General features: G+C 36.0%; 15 protein-coding genes, 1 tRNA gene and 1 other annotated feature. Of the genes, 3 read left to right on the forward strand and 13 right to left on the reverse strand.

Annotated features, from left to right (window positions below):
• Positions 1 to 41 precede the first annotated feature (41 nt).
• From EUBELI_RS05930 to EUBELI_RS05950, 5 genes are all read right to left on the reverse strand, one after another.
• Positions 42 to 1,703, reverse strand: a complete 1,662-nt coding sequence (locus EUBELI_RS05930; RefSeq protein WP_012739459.1) for a 2-isopropylmalate synthase — start codon at positions 1,701 to 1,703, stop codon at positions 42 to 44.
• 95 nt (positions 1,704 to 1,798) lie between these two features.
• Positions 1,799 to 2,056, reverse strand: a binding site (T-box leader).
• A 3-nt stretch (positions 2,057 to 2,059) separates the two neighbouring features.
• On the reverse strand, positions 2,060 to 3,433 hold the full coding sequence (locus EUBELI_RS05935) for a hypothetical protein (RefSeq protein ID WP_012739460.1): 1,374 nt from the start codon (positions 3,431 to 3,433) through the stop codon (positions 2,060 to 2,062).
• An 11-nt stretch (positions 3,434 to 3,444) separates the two neighbouring features.
• A complete protein-coding gene (locus EUBELI_RS05940; RefSeq protein ID WP_012739461.1) occupies positions 3,445 to 4,575 on the reverse strand; it encodes a DUF58 domain-containing protein in 1,131 nt (376 codons plus the stop codon).
• Positions 4,575 to 5,510, reverse strand: a complete 936-nt coding sequence (locus EUBELI_RS05945) for an AAA family ATPase (protein ID WP_012739462.1) — start codon at positions 5,508 to 5,510, stop codon at positions 4,575 to 4,577. Before EUBELI_RS05945 ends, EUBELI_RS05940 begins: the two co-directional genes overlap by 1 nt.
• 114 nt (positions 5,511 to 5,624) lie before the next feature.
• A complete protein-coding gene (locus EUBELI_RS05950) occupies positions 5,625 to 6,080 on the reverse strand; it encodes an Lrp/AsnC family transcriptional regulator (protein ID WP_012739463.1) in 456 nt (151 codons plus the stop codon).
• A 240-nt stretch (positions 6,081 to 6,320) separates the two neighbouring features.
• Here EUBELI_RS05950 and EUBELI_RS05955 point away from each other — a divergent pair, with 240 nt between their 5' ends.
• Entirely contained in the window at positions 6,321 to 6,632 is a 312-nt protein-coding gene (locus tag EUBELI_RS05955) for a DUF1292 domain-containing protein (protein WP_041688126.1), read from the forward strand.
• Here EUBELI_RS05955 and EUBELI_RS05960 read toward each other — a convergent pair.
• From EUBELI_RS05960 to EUBELI_RS05975, 4 genes are all read right to left on the reverse strand, one after another.
• On the reverse strand, positions 6,586 to 8,442 hold the full coding sequence (locus EUBELI_RS05960) for an ATP-dependent helicase (RefSeq protein ID WP_049777924.1): 1,857 nt from the start codon (positions 8,440 to 8,442) through the stop codon (positions 6,586 to 6,588). The two genes, EUBELI_RS05955 and EUBELI_RS05960, sit on opposite strands and share 47 nt — an antisense overlap.
• Positions 8,443 to 8,544: 102 nt before the next feature.
• A complete protein-coding gene (locus tag EUBELI_RS05965; RefSeq protein WP_012739465.1) occupies positions 8,545 to 9,045 on the reverse strand; it encodes a GreA/GreB family elongation factor in 501 nt (166 codons plus the stop codon).
• 78 nt (positions 9,046 to 9,123) lie between these two features.
• A complete protein-coding gene (locus EUBELI_RS14215) occupies positions 9,124 to 9,291 on the reverse strand; it encodes a DUF454 domain-containing protein (protein WP_148231343.1) in 168 nt (55 codons plus the stop codon).
• Between the two features lie 2 nt (positions 9,292 to 9,293).
• The gene (locus tag EUBELI_RS05975) at positions 9,294 to 9,599 is read right to left on the reverse strand and encodes an ABC transporter ATP-binding protein/permease (protein ID WP_041688128.1); all 306 of its coding nucleotides are present in this window, start codon (positions 9,597 to 9,599) and stop codon (positions 9,294 to 9,296) included.
• Between the two features lie 183 nt (positions 9,600 to 9,782).
• Here EUBELI_RS05975 and EUBELI_RS05980 point away from each other — a divergent pair.
• Positions 9,783 to 9,856, forward strand: a tRNA-Pro gene (locus EUBELI_RS05980).
• A gap of 52 nt (positions 9,857 to 9,908) precedes the next feature.
• Here EUBELI_RS05980 and EUBELI_RS05985 read toward each other — a convergent pair.
• Positions 9,909 to 10,574, reverse strand: a complete 666-nt coding sequence (locus EUBELI_RS05985; RefSeq protein ID WP_012739468.1) for an energy-coupled thiamine transporter ThiT — start codon at positions 10,572 to 10,574, stop codon at positions 9,909 to 9,911.
• 140 nt (positions 10,575 to 10,714) lie between these two features.
• The gene (locus EUBELI_RS05990) at positions 10,715 to 14,710 is read right to left on the reverse strand and encodes a pectinesterase family protein (RefSeq protein WP_012739469.1); all 3,996 of its coding nucleotides are present in this window, start codon (positions 14,708 to 14,710) and stop codon (positions 10,715 to 10,717) included.
• A gap of 218 nt (positions 14,711 to 14,928) precedes the next feature.
• Here EUBELI_RS05990 and EUBELI_RS05995 point away from each other — a divergent pair, with 218 nt between their 5' ends.
• The gene (locus tag EUBELI_RS05995; protein WP_041688129.1) at positions 14,929 to 15,789 is read left to right on the forward strand and encodes a helix-turn-helix transcriptional regulator; all 861 of its coding nucleotides are present in this window, start codon (positions 14,929 to 14,931) and stop codon (positions 15,787 to 15,789) included.
• Positions 15,790 to 15,859: 70 nt separating this feature from the next.
• Here the strand turns inward: EUBELI_RS05995 and EUBELI_RS06000 are convergent, their stop codons facing one another.
• Both EUBELI_RS06000 and EUBELI_RS06005 read right to left on the reverse strand, forming a co-directional pair.
• Entirely contained in the window at positions 15,860 to 16,903 is a 1,044-nt protein-coding gene (locus EUBELI_RS06000) for a hypothetical protein (protein WP_012739471.1), read from the reverse strand.
• Positions 16,904 to 16,907: 4 nt separating this feature from the next.
• A complete protein-coding gene (locus tag EUBELI_RS06005) occupies positions 16,908 to 18,248 on the reverse strand; it encodes a hypothetical protein (RefSeq protein WP_012739472.1) in 1,341 nt (446 codons plus the stop codon).
• Between the last annotated feature and the right edge of the window lie 79 nt (positions 18,249 to 18,327).

Here is an 18,327-nt window from a genome sequence, read left to right on the forward strand (position 1 = left end):
GGACATGAGTTATATTACAAATCATTTAATTAAACAATAAATTATGCCTCAATACTTCTGTTCATTGCTGACTCTAATGCATCAATAGAAGCTCTGATAATATCGTGATCAATACCAATACCAAAGTAATTCTTACCATCTTCTCCTGTAATACCAACATACGCAATAGCACTTGAATCAGATCCCTTCTTTAATGAATGTTCTTCATAACAGAAAATATCACAAGGCTTTCCAAAATGTTCTGAAAGAGCATTGCTTACTGCATCAAGACGGCCATTACCACCGTTCTCAACATTGCTCTTCTTTCCGTTTTCATCAATAGTCACAACAGTCTGGATACCGTTAATCTGCTTAAAATGTACTTCCGTAATCTTAAATACCGGTGTGTACTTTTTATATCTCTTCTCGAAAATTTCAAGAACTTCATCTGGTGAGAGTTCCTTATGATGTACATCAGAAACATCCTTAACTGCATATCCTAAATCTTCTCTCATAGCCTTAGGAACTATCATTCCATAATTATGCTCAAGGACATATGCTACACCGCCCTTGCCTGACTGGCTGTTAATTCTGATAACATCTGAATCATATGTTCGTCCGACATCTTCTGGATTAATTGGAAGATATGGAACTGTCCATTTATTAGGATCTTTTTCAATTCTGTAATGCATTCCCTTAGATATAGCATCCTGATGTGAACCTGAGAAAGCTGCAAAAACAAGCTTACCACACCATGGATGACGGTCATCAATCTTCATCTGTGTGAGTCTTTCAAACACTTCTGCAAGATGTGGCATATCAGAAAGATCAAGCTCAGGATTAACACCCTGCATATACATATTCATAGCAAGTGTAATAATATCTACATTACCTGTTCTCTCACCATTACCAAAAAGTGTTCCCTCAATTCTGTCTGCTCCTGCAAGAAGTCCTAACTCTGCATCAGCAACACCTGTCGAACGGTCATTATGTGGATGAAGAGAAATAATAACATTTTCTCTGTTGTGCATGTACTTAGACATATATTCAATCTGGCTTGCAAATACATGCGGAAGTGACATCTCAACTGTAGCCGGAAGATTGATGATACATTTCTTATCAGGTGTTGGCTGCCAGATATCAACAACAGCGTTGCACACTTCAAGCGCATACTCCGGCTCAGTTCCTGTAAAGCTCTCCGGACTGTATTCAAAAAGGAAGTTTCCACCATCAGCTTCTGCAAGCTCCTTTAATAACTTAGCACCTTCAATAGCAATCTGTTTAACCTCTTCTTTAGACTTCTTAAACACCTGCTCTCTCTGAGCTAACGAAGTAGAATTATATACATGAACGATTGCTCTTGGAGCACCCTTTACAGCTTCAAATGTCTTCTTAATAATATGTGGTCTTGCCTGTGTAAGTACCTGTATTGTAACATCATCAGGAATCATATTCTTCTCAATAAGTGTACGGCAGAATTCATATTCTGTCTCAGAAGCTGCAGGGAAACCTATCTCAATTTCCTTAAATCCGACTTCAACTAACATCTGGAAGAATTCCAGCTTTTCATCAAGGCTCATAGGTTCAACAAGAGCCTGGTTACCATCTCTTAAATCAACCGAACACCAGATTGGTGCCTTATCAACATACTCCTTGTTAACCCAGTCATTGCACTTAACCGGTGGCATAAAATAGCCTCTTTCATACTGTCTGTAATCAAACATTCCTAAAACCTCCTGAAAAAATATATATGGTTAATAAGTAAAAGCTTTCTCAAAGATAAGCATAAAAAAATCTTTCGTCCATGGGTAATTCTACCCAAAGAGACGAAAGACATAATCTCACGCGTTACCACTCTTCTTCATAGCTATGCTATGCACTCACTGAATACGTATAACAAATGTGTTATATTATATTCTGTCCACTATAACGGTTGGCTTCCGGCTACTCCTACTTCTCATGATGATTTCAGGTAGCAGCTCCAAGGCGAGTTCAATAAGTTCCTTCGACTGCCTCGCACCATCCGGCAGTTCTCTGACTCTGGTTCCTATCTAATAGTCCTCTTCACAGCATTTACTTATTATGTATGCTTATTATACTTGTCATTTTTTACAAAGTCAAGCATAAATTCAAGTTCTTCTTTGGAAATATTCTTATCAGAATATCTGGCTTTTTCATAACTTCTTGTAATTTTTTCAGCAGTCGCAGCATTTGAAGTAATATTATTTCTTGTGATATCCGCAGGCTGCATATAAACCAAACTGTTTGCAGCCATCTTTTCTTTTCTTTTTCTCTTATCCGGCATCGCAGCCTTTTTAAATGCTTTTCTATATTGCATATTAACCGCAAGATTGTTTTTCTCCACAGCATGCTTAGACCTTCTGATTTTTCTTTCATGCCTGCCTGTTCCTATGAATTCAACCTCATCTCCATTATCATCCCTTGATTCCTTGAACTTTCTCGCATATCTTACAACAACATATATAGCAGCAATCAATAACCCTGTAATAATAACCACTGTGAAAGCAACGAAAACTGCCTGCATAACAGGATTATCCGCATAATCTTTTATCTCTGTTTCGTCATACAAAGAATCATCCTTATTGATCGGTTGAGTTGGCTGCTGAGGCAGAGCTTCGTCATTTTCCTTCATAAGCATAAGCAGCAATTTAAGAAGCGGTCTGAATACTACACCTAAGATACTTCCCATCAGTGCAAATATATTACCACCATCTCCTCTATAGAACAGAAGCATTCCCATTATCATTAGTACAGCTACAACAGCCGCAGTCACCATATTAATACCAGTTATTCTTCTTGCTGGAAATTCAGATTTACCTGTATTACTTATAAATAAATCATTAACTCCTTTAAGCTGATTCCCTATAAGGCAAAGAATTATAAAAAGGGCAAACATCAATGATTCAAAACTTACAAGTTTTGTACTGCCATTCTGTCCGCCAAGTGTACTTCCAACAATCATAACAATGCAATACACCACTGACATTCTCTCTGTAGTCTGCATTACCGCTTTCTTTTCATCATCATTAACATCTTCTGTTTTAGTGCTGAACCGCGACTCCTTCATATATTCAGTTTTTCTTACATTAGCAATCCTTACACTTACAGATCGTACACATACAACAAACGCACTTACAAAATATGCCGTACTTTCAGCATCTGTTCTTCCAAGCATAATTGCTGCTGCAATAAGTACTATATGAATCGTTACAAAAAGAAACAACGACTTTATATATCTTCTTACAAAAAATGTAATAACTACAGGAATAGTAACCAGTGTGGCATATAAAATATATTCATCAGACTTTTTAACAACCCCTAGAATTATCATTGCAGCAAATGCCATAAAAACAACACACTGACTAAGTAATTCCACAACTGACCGCGCCGCATATAATGTTTTATTTCCTGAACGCGCAACAGACTCACTCATATTGCTTCTCCTTACTTAACTTCCCATCCAACCGGCTCAAAATCACATAATTCCAGTCCATAATCATCTCCTGGAAAATGTGGTACAATCCATACCATATCTGCCTGAATCCTGCTGATTTTATTAATAACACTCTGCAATTTCTTTCTTCTGCTTGCAGAGATTAAAACATATACATATTCACTTTCTATTCTCATATTATCCGGCTCAAGAATTTTTTCAAGCATAGCAGAGTATTCTTCCATAGCAATTCCTGTATCAATTCTTGCAAGTGCAGTATTAATATTATTGAGATGTCCTGTTCCAGAACCATTATTTATTACAACCGGACTCTTTGTATCAACATCACATCCATTGCTGAGCATTGAAACATTTATTCCACATGCAATTAGCATCTGTGATATTCCTGCTGCAATACTTATAGCCTGTTCGTCAACTGCATCATACCTCAACACTCCGTCTTCTTCGAGATTTAGCAGAATGCATACATTTCTGCTGACAGACTCATCATATTCATTAACCATAAGATTGCCGGTTCTTGCCGTTGCTTTCCAGTTGACATTCTTAAGGCTGTCATTACTGGTATAGTCTCTTATCCCCCTGAATACAAATGGATCTTCCAGCATATATTTTTTCCGTTCTGCTTCTCCTGTAATCCTGCTGTTCACTGATTTTAACACTGTCGGGTCTGCCGGTTTTGGATATACTGTTATTTCACAGTTATTACCAGCCTTTAGAACATTAATTTCATTCATAAACAAGCCAGAGAATACAATCTCAAGACCTGAAATGCGGTAAACGCCCCTTCTTGTGCACCTGACAGGAACCTTTCTTGTAATTCTCTGATTAGAAAGAAGAGAAAACACATCATTACGGTAAGTCTTATCCGATACGCTTGAATTAGTATCTGCACCTGTAAAAAGCAATTCTCTTGCAGCCTGAAATTTAAGATTAATACAAGGAAGTGGCAGTCTCTTGGCATTAGTAACAACTTCCGTAATATTAACAATATCATCCTTAACCACATGCTTTTTATCAAATTCAAGACTCACTGTAAGATTTTTATTCCAGTTATATCTGTACACAAGCTTTACAGCAAGGTACACAATCAGTACACCTAAAAGCATTAACAAAACATTCATTATCTATTCCAATCTTCAGTAGGAACTGCTGTTTTCGAGACAACATTGCCTATGATCTGTTCTTTATTATCTCTGTTCATAAAACCAGCCTGTAAAACAAGTCTGTGTGCCCATACATATGGTGCCAAAATCTTAATATCCTCTGGCACAACATAATCTCTGCCTGCGACATACGCATATGCTCTTGCAGCATTCAGCATGCCAAGTGTTCCTCTTGGACTGACACCTGTTAATACATTTTCTTCATTTCTTGTCATTCTTGCAAGTTCAACAATATACTCAATAAGCACCGGATGAATGTATACATTCTTAACATCTTCCTTCATTGCTATAATATCCTCACATGTTGCCACTTTTTCAAGAGTTATTTCCGGATTAGAAGTAAGGAATCTGTTAAGAATGAGTACCTCATCATCTTTTTCCGGGTAGCCCATATTAATCTTCATAAGGAATCTGTCAAGCTGTGCCTCTGGAAGCTGATATGTTCCTGCTGTTTCAATTGGATTCTGCGTTGCAATTACTATAAAAGGTTCTGCCAGTTTAGAATATTCTCCATCAACAGTAACCTGATGTTCTTCCATACACTCAAGAAGTGCCGACTGAGTTCTCGGTGTTGCCCTGTTAATCTCATCAGCAAGAATAACATTAGCAAATACAGGACCTCTTCTGAATACGAACTCCCCCTCTTTCTGGTTATACACATGTACGCCTGTTATATCAGACGGCAAAAGATCTGGTGTAAACTGAATTCTTGAAAATTCACCATCTATACTTTTGGCAAATGATTTCGCCATCATAGTCTTTCCTGTTCCCGGAACATCTTCAAGAAGAACATGTCCACCGGCAATAATACTTGTCAGAACCAGTTCTGAAACATTTCTCTTACCCACAATCACCTTACTTACATTATCTAATATATCTGAAGCCTTACTCATAATACCTCCTCGTAACACGAAATTTAAACTCAGATAATTATAACAAAAACACTGCCAGAACAGCAAGTGTCTGACAGTGTTAATAGGTTAAATAATTATGAACTTTTGATGAATTTAATTATCTGTAGGCATCTCCTGATTAACATCAATACCTCTTGGAGCAACAGGTGTTGAGAACACAATCTGTGTACTTGTTCTTCCGAACTTCTGAAGCTGGCCGATAAATGTATCAAGTTCCATGGTACTTGGGAACATAACCTTTAATAGCATTGAATAATTACCTGTTACACAGTTGCATTCAACAACATTAGGGCATGATTTGATAAATGGATAGAAATCCGGTTTCTGTACAGGAGCAACTTCAAGATTAATAAACGCAGTAATATGATATCCCAGCTTTAACTGATTAATCTTAACTTCATAACCTTCAATAATTTCTTCCTTCTCAAGCCTTTCAATTCTTGCTGAAACCGCAGGTGATGAAAGGAAAACATTTTCGGCAAGAGCCTTTAAAGGCATCCTTGCATTCTGCTGTAATAATGTAATTATCTTCTTATCGATTTTATCCATGGTGTTAACCTCCAGATTATAATATTCATTGTTTAATGCTATTAATTTAACCAAAAAAGGAGACAATCCTAGCGTTGCTGCTAAAATCGTCCCCTTTGACTTAAATTATTAACTTATGCATAATATACACCTTACATAATAAAATAGCAAGTCTTTTTTCTTTATTTTCATTGCTTTTATACATAATTTTTGTTAGAGTAGAGAAAATACTAAAGCCATTACTGGCAGAACGGAGACATTATGGAGAATAATAATCAGGAATATAACACAGTAACTCTGATGCTTGACGATAACACAGAATGTGAATGTGCAATAATACGCATATTCCCTGCTGGAGATAACGACTATATTGCTCTTCTTCCACTTGAGGGAGAAGCTGCAGACAACGATGAGGTATATCTCTACAGATACAAGGTTGAAGGTGACAACGAACCTGTACTTGAGAATATTGAATCTGATGATGAATACGAGCTTGTATCTGAAGCATTCGATGAAGAATTAGATGCTATGGAGTATGAAGATCTGTACGAAGAAGAGGATAACGAGCAGTAAGAATCTCTTCTAAAAAGCGTGAACGGGTTGTATCTTTATTGTACCTCTGCTTGGGGGACAGAAGATACAACTTTTCTTTTGCCCTTGTCATTGCAACATAAAAAAGTCTTCTTTCCTCTTCTATCTGCTCATCAAGAACTGCCTTATTATACGGTATTATCCCCTCACATACATCCATCACCATCACGATCTTATATTCAAGCCCTTTAGAGCCATGCATTGTAAGCATATGCACACCTTCCACCGTGTTGTTCCTACGCTGAGTATCACACTGCTTAAGGTATTCTGTAATACCATCAAGCCATTGTGAGAGGCTCATATACCGCGACGCCCTGTGTGCCAGTTCATCAAGCACATTATATAATTCTTCCTTATCAGCCTTATGTTCATATATATAATTTCTTATATATTCATCGTAGCCAATACCCTTTCTTATATAATTAACTGCCGCAAATGGAGACATATTTCTTATCATGTTAATATCAGATGCCAGCTTTTCCACCTGTTCACTCATCTGTTCATTTCTTTCACAGCTTCTCTTCAATGCATTAATATCTGCCGGCTGTGTAATATATGAACGGGTTATATATCGGATTGGTTTATTAATAATACGCAGAAAGTCCATTCTTTCCCTGCTTCCAAGTGCAATCCTTATATATGTCAGAATATCCTTACTTATCCAGTGCTCATATACATCCTGTACTGCCGAATAATCACAGCATGGAATCCCGTCACTTTCAAGCCTTGACATATACATATTCCCAATCACATTAGTTCTTGATAACACAGCAATGTCATCAGCAGCTATTCCGCTGTCAATAAGTCTTCTTATCTCAGATGTAACAAATGCTTTCTCATCATTCAGGCTGTTAAATTCATATATAAACACAGAATCTCCTTGTGAATTGTAGGTCGTTATATCTTTATAATAACGTTGCTCATTTTCCTCTGCTACAGCCCTTGAAGCAAGCACAATATTGCCCGTTGACCTGTAATTAATACACATGTCAATTCTTACTGCATCACTATAATACTTATTGAAATCTAACATTATCTGTGGAGCAGAACCTCTGAATCCATATATACTCTGGTCATCATCCCCCACCACGAAAAGATTCCTGTATCCGTCAGCAAGAATCCTCACAACATCAAACTGAGCCTTATTGATATCCTGAAACTCGTCAACCAAAATGTACTTATACTTATTCTGCCACGCCTTCCTGTAATCTTCCCTCTGCATCAGTAGGTCACGACATAGTCCTATCATGTCATCAAAATCAATCAGATGCTTTTTTACAAGCATATCATCATAAGCCATGTATATTATTCTGAAACTCTGTTGTGGAACAGACATGCTCTCATATTCATCTATATTAACAGCTTCACCCTTAACACGGCTTATCTCAGATAAAACACTTGCTACAGCTTCCTTCTCATCATCATACTCCAGTTCAAGTCTGCACATCTGGTCTTTCACGAATTCATGCTGTACCTGTGGCTTAATAATGCAGCGTGCAGAATAATTATATGCAGCCTTAAGTATTGTAAAAAATACTGCATGAAATGTACCAAATGTTACTGCAGAGTTTCTGCCCTCTGACAACCCCTTAAACTTAAGCTTCATCTGTTCGGCAGCAGCCTTAGTAAATGTAATAACAAGAATATCAGATGGATTGACCCCACACCTGTCAATAAGATATCTTACCCTGTGAGTAAGAACAGTTGTCTTTCCCGACCCCGGTCCGGCAATTACCATACACGGTCCTTTATTATGTTGTATAGCCTGTATCTGTGCTTCATTAAACTGCAAAAGCGGCACCCCTTATAATAATCTTACACAAACAAATGTATACTAAGATTATATAAGTATGTCGCTATTATGTCAATTCAATAATATATATTTTATATTTTATTAATAACTTGTTATATTATCATCAGAATCATCAGTATTAGATATATCCTTGATAACAACATAATATTCAACCTGTGGATTAACCTGTACAAGAACCCTGTCACCCTTCTTATGTCCAAGAAGAGCCTTGCCGAGAGGCGACTCTATACTGATCATTCCGCTTAACGAATCAGCCCTGATTGTAGTAACAATCTTAATAGTCTCAGTGCTTTCATCATCCTCATACAATACCTCAACCGTATTATTAACACCAACCTCATCATCTGCTGATGAATCATCAATAACAGTCGCATTCTTAATAGTTCTCTGCAGGTATCTTATTCTACTCTCGTTCTTATTCTTAAACCTTTTCGCTGCATGATACTCGAAATTCTCACTTAAATCACCCTGAGCCCTTGTCTCCTTGACATCATCAAGTGCAGCCTTTCTTACCTCATGTATCCTGTACTCAATCTCTTCTTCCATCTTTTTGATATCATTCTTAGTAAGTTCGTGTCCCATATCTATCCTTCTTTCTTACCTTTTAATCAATGAAATAATATGAGTATATTTTGCCCTTTTAAGATACATTTTGCAAGTCTATTCTGTCTCGACTTTAAGTGTCTTGATTCCAAATATAAAATACAGCACATGGAAAAGCCATACAAAGCCAAGAATAATTCTTCCAACCGGCACAGCATGCATCATAATAAATCCGATGCTCATAAGAATTGTAACCGTAACCATTATTCTAATCTTGGTTTTCATAGTCATCCCTTTACCCTGCCGTTCTCAACACAGTACACCTTTATATTTTTCTCTCCATATGAGAATGTAACATTTTCAGCAGCAGCGCCCTTAAATTCAATGCTCTCACAGCCTGTAACATCCTTGGTAACCGGCTGTTCATCAAGAATATCCAACACTCTGTTTCCTGCTGTAAATGTGTTCTGCAATATACTTCCAAGATTAGCAAGATTAAGCGTTAGTTCCATTCTTTTTGAATACTTCTCTGCTTTTTCTTTTTCCTTAGCAGTAAGCACCGGTTTACGCGGTGTTTCCATTGAATCAGACATACAATCCTCCTTAGCAAAAATAAGCATATTGTTAGAAATTGCTAACCACATGTTTAAAACGATATTCTAATTTAGTTGTAATTTCAACTATAATCTTACACAATAAATGATGTAAATATATTTTACTTTTTTGCTTGCACTTCCCTGCAGATACGCTATAATATATAAGTCACATTTAAGCATCGGCGTGTGGCTCAGTTTGGTAGAGCGCGTGGTTCGGGACTACGAGGCCGCAGGTTCAAATCCTGTCACGCCGACTAAAAAGCTCATGGGAATTATTTTATTAATCTCCATGAGCTTTTTTATTTTCTATACAAAATTATTTTTAACATAAACAAGTGCCTTATTAACGGCTGGCAATGATATAACCATAAGTGTTATCACTGCTTCAAGTCCAATATAAGAGGCATTATATACTATTGAATAAAGCACGGCACTGTTAAAAAAATCCGGAGTGTATACGGCAAAGAATATCCATCCAGACAGAAATGAACATATAAATCTTCCTATAACTCCAGCTATATATCCCTTAACAAGCCCATGCTTTGAACCAGTGAATATTCCTGATAATCCAAGTGCACCAAACCCTAATATATAATCAAGCATAACCTGTGGAATATTCAAAATATATGGATCAAGTATCAACTGTATAATTCCATATGCAACAGCTGCTGTTAATCCTGCCTTTATTCCATACCAATACCCTACGAGTACAATAAAAAGCATACTAAATAATGTTACAGAACCCCCCATCGGAAGTCTAATAACCCTAATCATAGAAGTTACCACGGCCAGTGCAATTGCCATTGCTGCAAATGCAATATGTTTCGCATTATTTTTCTTATTGCAGTCTCTCGCAACGCAGCCAATTATCAGTAGTGCAACACATAAAATTATAAGTACAGCGTAGCCTGCTCCTTTAAGACTATATGTTACCCCACTGTCATTAACCATTTTCTCAACTAAAAAACTCATAATCTTCCTTTCTTTCGCACCTCATTTAAGTACTTTCAAAAGATTATCTGTTTCTCTTATAAATGTCAAGAAAAACCCAGAGCATGACATTAACTAACTTAACGACTGCTCTGGGTTAATATGTTTTTTATTGCTTTGAATTAAACTCTTTTTTTCTTAGTAGAAGCAAAAATTCCTAATCCTGATAATCCAAGAAGTGAAACAAGCGCTGCAATTGGAGATTTGTCTCCTGTCTGTGCTGACTTATCGCCATCTTTAATTTCTGTTCCAGATGGTACCTCTGTTGTTGGATCTTCCGGTGATGGATTCTCTGGTACTGGATTCTTAACAGTATCTTCATATACTAATATATAAGTAGAGAAAACATCTGATTTAAATAATATTTTCTTTGTATTTTCATCATATGTTGCATCAAGTACATCAACATTACCATTATGAACTCTTAATACACTGTATTTTCTTGTCTTGTTTGCATCTGTATTAATTAATTCATCCGGAACTGACACTTCAATCGCAATTGGTTTCTTTGTTTCGGTAACAGAAATATTTCCATTTCCAATCATAACATTAAGGTCTATATCCAGATACATTCCTGCTTTCTTACCAGAAGACAATTCTGCAAGTTTCTTTTCAGCAGCTTTCTTATCATCTTCATTTACGCCTATATCCTTATTTACTGAAAGAACTATTTTAACATCCTTTCCTTCTGCATCTTTCTTCTGATCATCAGATAAAATATTATCAATTAAATCACTTACAGACTCTTTCACTTCAACAGAAGGTGCATCTTTTCCTGTATCAATAGAAACATCAGTATCCAATGTCGGAGCAGATGGCTTTGGACTATCCGGTGTTGGATCTACTGGTTTCGATTCATCTGGTGTAGAAGGAGTATCTGTCTTATACAATGCGTTAACAACGGCACTAGCATCATAATCGCCCAATACATTATTCATTGCATATACTGAAGCCTGTGTAGATGACAAAAGTGGTCTGTCATTATCTAATACATATCCTGGACCGTATGAACCATATTCTGCAAATCTTGCATTCTTATATGAATTACCACTCATATCACCATATCCTGAATCAATAATTGCTCTTCCAAGATAACAATTAATAAATGTTGTTGAATCATCTTTTCCCCATGGACGAGCCATTCTGTATGAATCATCGGCAACCTTGTCCTCTGCAATGAATCTGCAATTATTAAATACATATCCATAATCTGTAGATGCATATGTTCTGCCTGCTGTAAAGCATCCATCAGCCTTATATTCTGTATATCTTGCAACAATATCGCAATCATCAAAATATGATGTACCAGCTCCGTAAATGAAATCCACATTACCTGTAATATAACACTTAGAGAAGTACTGTCTTGTAACTTCATAGTTTCCATCAGAGCCCTTTACCCTCGAATCTGTAAGAAGAGTATCCTGATATCCAACAAGTCTTACATTAACACAAGCTGTCTTATCTGCAACTATGCAAAGTGCATCTGCCTGCTGGTCGCTGCCATTAGTATATGCAAATGAGTTCTCTACTGTAAGGTTTTCTGCAGTAAATCCATCAGCATCAGAACCTACATACATTGCATTTCTTGTCCACATATCAGTAGCAGTTTTATCTGCAAGAGCTGCTGAATAATAAATATGAGTCTTCTCTGCATCTTCTCCTAAAAGGCTTACATTAGGAACTTCTACTGTTACTCTTTCATTGTACTCCCCATTTTTAATGAATATAACCTTAGACTCTGCATTATCAGCTGATATTGAATTAACAGCTGCCTGTACAGTCTTATAAGTTGCATATCCGTCTACTACATCCCCATCTTTACCTGTAAATGCTGAATCAACCACAATGTTATAATCAGGATTACTTACAAAGTTAAATATTTTCCTTGTTGTCTTTCCAGTTTCATCTTTGAAAAGAACCTCAACATCATTTCTACCTTTAACTAATGATGATGCTTCAAGAATAAATGCTTCATCAGCATTTACTTTCTTGGCTATTGTCTCATTTCCGTTAACAACCATTTTTACAGTTCCAGCTCTGTCTGATTTCATTGCAACAGATGCCTTATCCGCAAATACAGTATCATTATCCTTAGCAACAACTTCTAACTTTGCAGCCTCATTTTCATATACATACTCACCAGTATGTCCATTAGATGCAAGAACCTGTAGCGTTTCTGATGGATTGCTTGTATTATCAGCATTCTTTGCAACAATATAATAATAATACGGTTCCTCAGCCTTTATATCAGAATCTGTATACGATAAATCTCCTACTGTTTTTACAATCTCTGCTTTTCCATCTGAACCAAATGCTTTGTAAATATCATATTCTGTTGCACCTTCAACTGCTGTCCATGAAAGTTCAATACTCTTATCAGTTCCTTTAGCTGACAATATTGTCTTAGCTAATGGTGTTTTTAAGCTGACTGCATTAGTTTCAATTGCTGTTCCCTTTGTATCTCCACCCACAGGAACAACTTTAAACTTATATGAACCATCCTCTTTTACACTATATGTATATGAATTAACCTTAGAATCTCCAGCTTTTACATAATCAGCTCCATCCTTAGATACATATACCTGATACTTAATATTTCCCGTGCCTTCTGTTGCAATATCCCAGTTTACAGAAATGCTGTTTCTGTCATCAGCAACCTTTGCTGTTGCATTGTTAATAACAGGTGCTACTCCGACAGCAATATAATAATCATTCATATCATATACTATTTCACCAGCTTCATTAATAAGCTTAACATTAGCTAAATCAACTGATATTCCAGAAAAAGCAAATCCATAGTTTACAGACTTTCCAGACTGAAGAGCCGAATCAATAACATCCTGTGCAAGATCAATTGTTGCCCCATTAGCTTCTGTGTCAACCAATACATTTCCTGATGCCGAAACAATTTTAACCTCAGCTTTATTATCTGCTTTCTTAGAATATGAAACTGTATATGTTCCTCCAATAGCATCAGCTAATGTACTAGTCTTCGGATCACCACAATTTCCTGTACCCCTGTTACCATATGTATGCTGATATACCTTATTTTTCTGGAAATGTACTACATCAAGTGATGTTTTTTGTTTTTCTTTAGTGCTGAACTGACCAATTGCGATTCCCTGCTTATCCGTTCCACTGTCAACAGAATTAACTGTTATATCAGCTGTAATTGTCAGATTTTCTGAAATCTCAGGGAATAATAGATAATCAATGTGCTTATCTTCTCTTATATTACCCTTATCAGCTTTAGAGCGTGTCTGAGTAATCTTTAATATATTACCGTCAGCAACTTCTTCGTATTTGTTACCTTCAATATATTTACCAGAATACGCTGCGCTTGTTGTATGAGTTGCCTTTAATTCTCCAACATTAGAATCGAACACAACCTTTTTAACCTTATTATCATCCTGATTATACTCAGAAGTAATCTTTACATCTGAAAATGTTGCTGTTGCTCCTTCTGTTGCAAAAAAACCTACTGTCTTTGTATCTATACCACTAAGAGTCTCTGATTTTGTTGGTTTTTCTGGAAATTCTGATGTAGCTGAAACATAATAACTAACAACCTGTCCAACTATCTGAATTTTAACATACACTTCATCACCAGCTTTAGCACTTCCTAAAGGATTTGCTCCATTCTTTCCGCCATGCCTGCCATATCTGATCTGGTTTTTACCAAAATCAGCATATATTGCCTCTGACTGACTGCCAGGTTCACTTGCGTCATTTCTTACAAGAACACCAGCCTGAGCATTTCCACTTCCTGAGACCTTCATTTTGGCAGTAATAGTGACATCACCTTTTGCATTAAAATAAGAATATGATAAATTATCGTTTCCTTTATCCTTATCAAACTTTGTTCCCGCTCCTGTTACTACAACTGTCTTAGCCGAAGAATCATATGTATACGAGCCTTTTCCAGTATGCTCTCCTATCTCTACACTATTCCATATTGTATCAAGTACCTTTGACTTAGCTTGTTCCTGTTCTTCTGCATGTACAATCTTACTAACTCCGAAATTCTGTGTAACCACACCAACAGGTAACATAGTTGCTGTCATAGCAACCACTGCTGCTACACCAACCGCTTTCTTCAATTTTCTTGTTCGTCTCATGATATATAAAAACCTCCCAATTTTTATTGACGCATTCCCGCGCATCACTGAAACATAATATAATTCACACGCTTTTTATTAGCAACTTATATTTTTGCATTTTACTTATTGACTACATGTTTTTTTAGTATTATACTACATTTTGTTAATAAGATAATAAAAATCAAGTCGGTTTTTAGTAATATTGCATAAATGTAATTATAAAGGATATTAAATATATGGATTCAGGCATTAACAATATATCAAGATTCAGAATTGACCATTCATTTCATAAGCTGCACTATGCCATGCATTCTGCACACAGCCACACATACTATGAACTGTTTTACATGATGCATGGCAATTGTACTATTTCAATAGATAACAGGCTTTTCACTCTTTCCGAAGGAAACATTATATTTATACCTGCCAACTCAGTACACAGAACATCATATATTGGTGAGCTTGTTCCTGAAAGAACATATATAGAATTTTCTAAAGACTATATAGAAACCATCAGCCAGACTCTCGGTAAAAACTGGGCTGAGCACAATCTTTGGGGACATATTTTATATATAGAAAAAGAAAAACGCGAAAAAATTGATTTCCTGTTCAGAGAAATCCAGAAGGAATATGATATTGTTGATGGCTATTCAGACTGCTGTATAAGACAGCTTTTCCAATATCTCATTATCAATCTCATCCGTCTTGACAGAAATACTAAAGATATAAAAGAATTCATTACCAATTCAGATAATAAAATTAATCAGAACATGATCATTGCTGCCAAATATATTGCAGAAAATTTTAAGAACGATATTACACTCAAAGATGTTGCCAGCCATTTAAATCTTAATCCATCGTATTTTTCCAGCAAATTCAAGGCTTTTAACAACATCGGATTCGCCGAATACCTACGTAATATCCGCGTCAATCATGCTGAATGGTATCTTATCGAAACAGACTTAAGCCTTTCAGATATTGCCAGCGAATGTGGCTTCTGTAATTCCAATTATTTCGGTGATACATTTAAACTGGTCAATGGAATATCACCATCTGAATTCAGAAAGAATAATAAGCCTAAGAAAGCTGAAAACTGATGTTTTTACATAAAAAAACTGTTACACATGGCCGAAAGCCAAATGTAACAGTTTTTAAATTATATTCAGATCAGCCATTCCATTGATATATTATACAGAATTTCTCACCATTATATCTTAAATATTTTTCAGAGCCATCTGGATAATAAAATGTGAACAAATAATCCTTAGCAGTATTTTTACTATTATAACTGCCATAAATAGTTGCACCAGATCTGTTATATCCGGACATATCAACAGAACGGAACTCATTTGTCCTCATAATTTTTCCATATATAGAATCATCCGTTGTATCTTTACGCCAGTAACTTTCATTAAGATTCAGTGTACCATCACTATTATATACAATATTATCCTCAAAATCTGCTTCAGGCTGCGAACTGCCTGTACCTCCTTGTAAAGCTCTTAATGCTGTCTGCCTTGCAAAATGAAATCCATTATCATCATATGTAAACACATAACAATATGACAAGTCCTTTAAATATATATAATATTCTATATCTTTAGCAGTAACCCTGTTCTTAACATCACTTGTAAATCCCTGCCAGCTGCTGACCGGATTTCCCAATGCATTTACTTTATTAACCAGCTCCATAAACTCAGGAACAGTAGAAAGCGCATTCGACAATTCTTCTGTAGAAACATAACCAGACGACTTAAAACTTGTGCTCCAATAACTCTCCTGAAGATTAAAAGAACCATCATCATTATATACAAGATGCTTTGCCGATGCAGCAGACGGTTTAACATAGCTATTCTGGTTACTATCAGCAGAACCATTATAATTACCTGACGAATCGTCATTACCATCGTTACTGCTGTCAGCCTGAAAGCTTCCGTTTTCTTCTGATGCAGAGCTTTCCTCAGAACTGTTATTTTCTGTACTCTCTGTGCTTATTTCACTTTCCGTTGCAGTTTCTGTCTGTTTTACTGTTTTATTCTCATCTGAATTTACAGTTGTACTCTCATTCTTCTGCGCTTTATTATCTGCGACAGCTTTATTTCCAGATTTCTTAACTCCATTAACGATAAGAATAACAGCCAGAACAACAATTATTACCGCAGCACATGCGCCTGCAATTAATAATTTCTTATCCTTTAATATATTTTTCATATAATTATAATACTCTCTTCTTTCCGAATACAACCATTCCCATTAATGAAACAACTGCAAGTAATGATATCATTACTACAGCAGAATTATCTGATGTCTGTGGAGCCTGTACATCTTCATTTTCTGTAGGTGCCTGTACATCTTCATTTTCTGTAGGTGCCTGTGTGCTTTCGCCTTCCTTTACCTCTGAAGCCTTAGTAAGAACATATGTTGAACAATGATCCTGTGAAACAGTTACATATCCATTTTGACCAACGACAACATTCTGAATTAAAGTAAGAGTATTATCATCATTTACTAATGAATACTGTAAAGTCTGTCCTGCATAATCTGTTCCTACAGGAATTGTTATCTGTGCCTTAGCTGGAAGATTTCCTGAATAGTTAAACTTAATCTGTGATACAAAGCCGTCATTTTTAACTACTGCTTTAACAATATCAGCATTTTCAAAGTCTGATACTATCTGTGTTGTAAAATCATATGCTGATACGCCATCAACCTTGTTCATTGTTCCCTTTGCAAATGTAAATGTAACACCATTATCTGTTTTAATTATTACATCCTTTGTTGCATTCTTGGCTAAAACATCATTGAATTCCTCTGCAGTCATAGACTTGTCTACATTGACAGTATAATTATTATCCGGTTTTACCTCTGAATTATCAGCGAATTTAAGTACAGTCTTATCTACCATATAATCAGGCATAAAAAGTAAAGCATCTCCATCGCCGACACCATCAACACATGTTATATACATATATGTAAAATCAACTTTTGTTGTTGACTGCAGATCCATGCTTTTATCAATATAATATCCCTCATCATCCTTGCAGCCGTAAGCCTTTGAGAAAACTATTTTCTGGAAATGTCTTGTTGTTCCTAATTTACTTGAACCATTAACTGCAAACAGCTCATCATACTCGAATCCTTTATTAAAGCTTCCATAATACATAGGCGGATTTATTCCTATTATTGAACCATTATTAGCCTTAGTAATCACAAGCTTTCCTGCTTCATCCCTTGATAATGAATATCCTATAGCGCCACATGTTTTAATATCATCAAGAGTAAGTGTTGATCTTTCTTCATCAACTTCAATTGAGCTGTTTTCTGAAAAAACATTAAGCCCTGTAAAGCTGGTACCAAAGTATTCATTAATAACCTCAAGATCACAAGCATCAATGTCCTTTACTTCAAACCCTTCTGCATTATACTTAATTATTTTTGATATCTCATCAGCCTTAACTGTCGTAATATTTCCATTAATTCCAGCAGCCATGACAAATGCTGTAATTGCAGCAAGTGCAGTTCCCATTAATTGTTTGATTTTGTTCTTTTGTTTCATTTCCAATCTCCTTTTATTTTTATTTTTTTATATTATATCACTTTTCTTCCATTTTGGACACTTTTATTTTCCATTTTGG

The organism is [Eubacterium] eligens ATCC 27750, from assembly GCF_000146185.1.
In the GTDB taxonomy this organism is placed as follows: domain Bacteria; phylum Bacillota; class Clostridia; order Lachnospirales; family Lachnospiraceae; genus Lachnospira; species Lachnospira eligens.

Bases quoted from the DNA above. Each gene is read 5' to 3' on its own strand.
- EUBELI_RS05930 (WP_012739459.1), bottom strand. From the start codon at position 1,703: ATGTTTGATTACAGACAGTATGAAAGAGGCTATTTTATGCCACCGGTT.
- EUBELI_RS05935 (WP_012739460.1), bottom strand. From the start codon at position 3,433: ATGAGTGAGTCTGTTGCGCGTTCAGGAAATAAAACATTATATGCGGCG.
- EUBELI_RS05940 (WP_012739461.1), bottom strand. From the start codon at position 4,575: ATGAATGTTTTGTTAATGCTTTTAGGTGTACTGATTGTGTACCTTGCT.
- EUBELI_RS05945 (WP_012739462.1), bottom strand. From the start codon at position 5,510: ATGAGTAAGGCTTCAGATATATTAGATAATGTAAGTAAGGTGATTGTG.
- EUBELI_RS05950 (WP_012739463.1), bottom strand. From the start codon at position 6,080: ATGGATAAAATCGATAAGAAGATAATTACATTATTACAGCAGAATGCA.
- EUBELI_RS05955 (WP_041688126.1), top strand. From the start codon at position 6,321: ATGGAGAATAATAATCAGGAATATAACACAGTAACTCTGATGCTTGAC.
- EUBELI_RS05965 (WP_012739465.1), bottom strand. From the start codon at position 9,045: ATGGGACACGAACTTACTAAGAATGATATCAAAAAGATGGAAGAAGAG.
- EUBELI_RS14215 (WP_148231343.1), bottom strand. From the start codon at position 9,291: ATGAAAACCAAGATTAGAATAATGGTTACGGTTACAATTCTTATGAGC.
- EUBELI_RS05975 (WP_041688128.1), bottom strand. From the start codon at position 9,599: ATGTCTGATTCAATGGAAACACCGCGTAAACCGGTGCTTACTGCTAAG.
- EUBELI_RS05985 (WP_012739468.1), bottom strand. From the start codon at position 10,574: ATGAGTTTTTTAGTTGAGAAAATGGTTAATGACAGTGGGGTAACATAT.
- EUBELI_RS05990 (WP_012739469.1), bottom strand. From the start codon at position 14,710: ATGAGACGAACAAGAAAATTGAAGAAAGCGGTTGGTGTAGCAGCAGTG.
- EUBELI_RS05995 (WP_041688129.1), top strand. From the start codon at position 14,929: ATGGATTCAGGCATTAACAATATATCAAGATTCAGAATTGACCATTCA.
- EUBELI_RS06000 (WP_012739471.1), bottom strand. From the start codon at position 16,903: ATGAAAAATATATTAAAGGATAAGAAATTATTAATTGCAGGCGCATGT.
- EUBELI_RS06005 (WP_012739472.1), bottom strand. From the start codon at position 18,248: ATGAAACAAAAGAACAAAATCAAACAATTAATGGGAACTGCACTTGCT.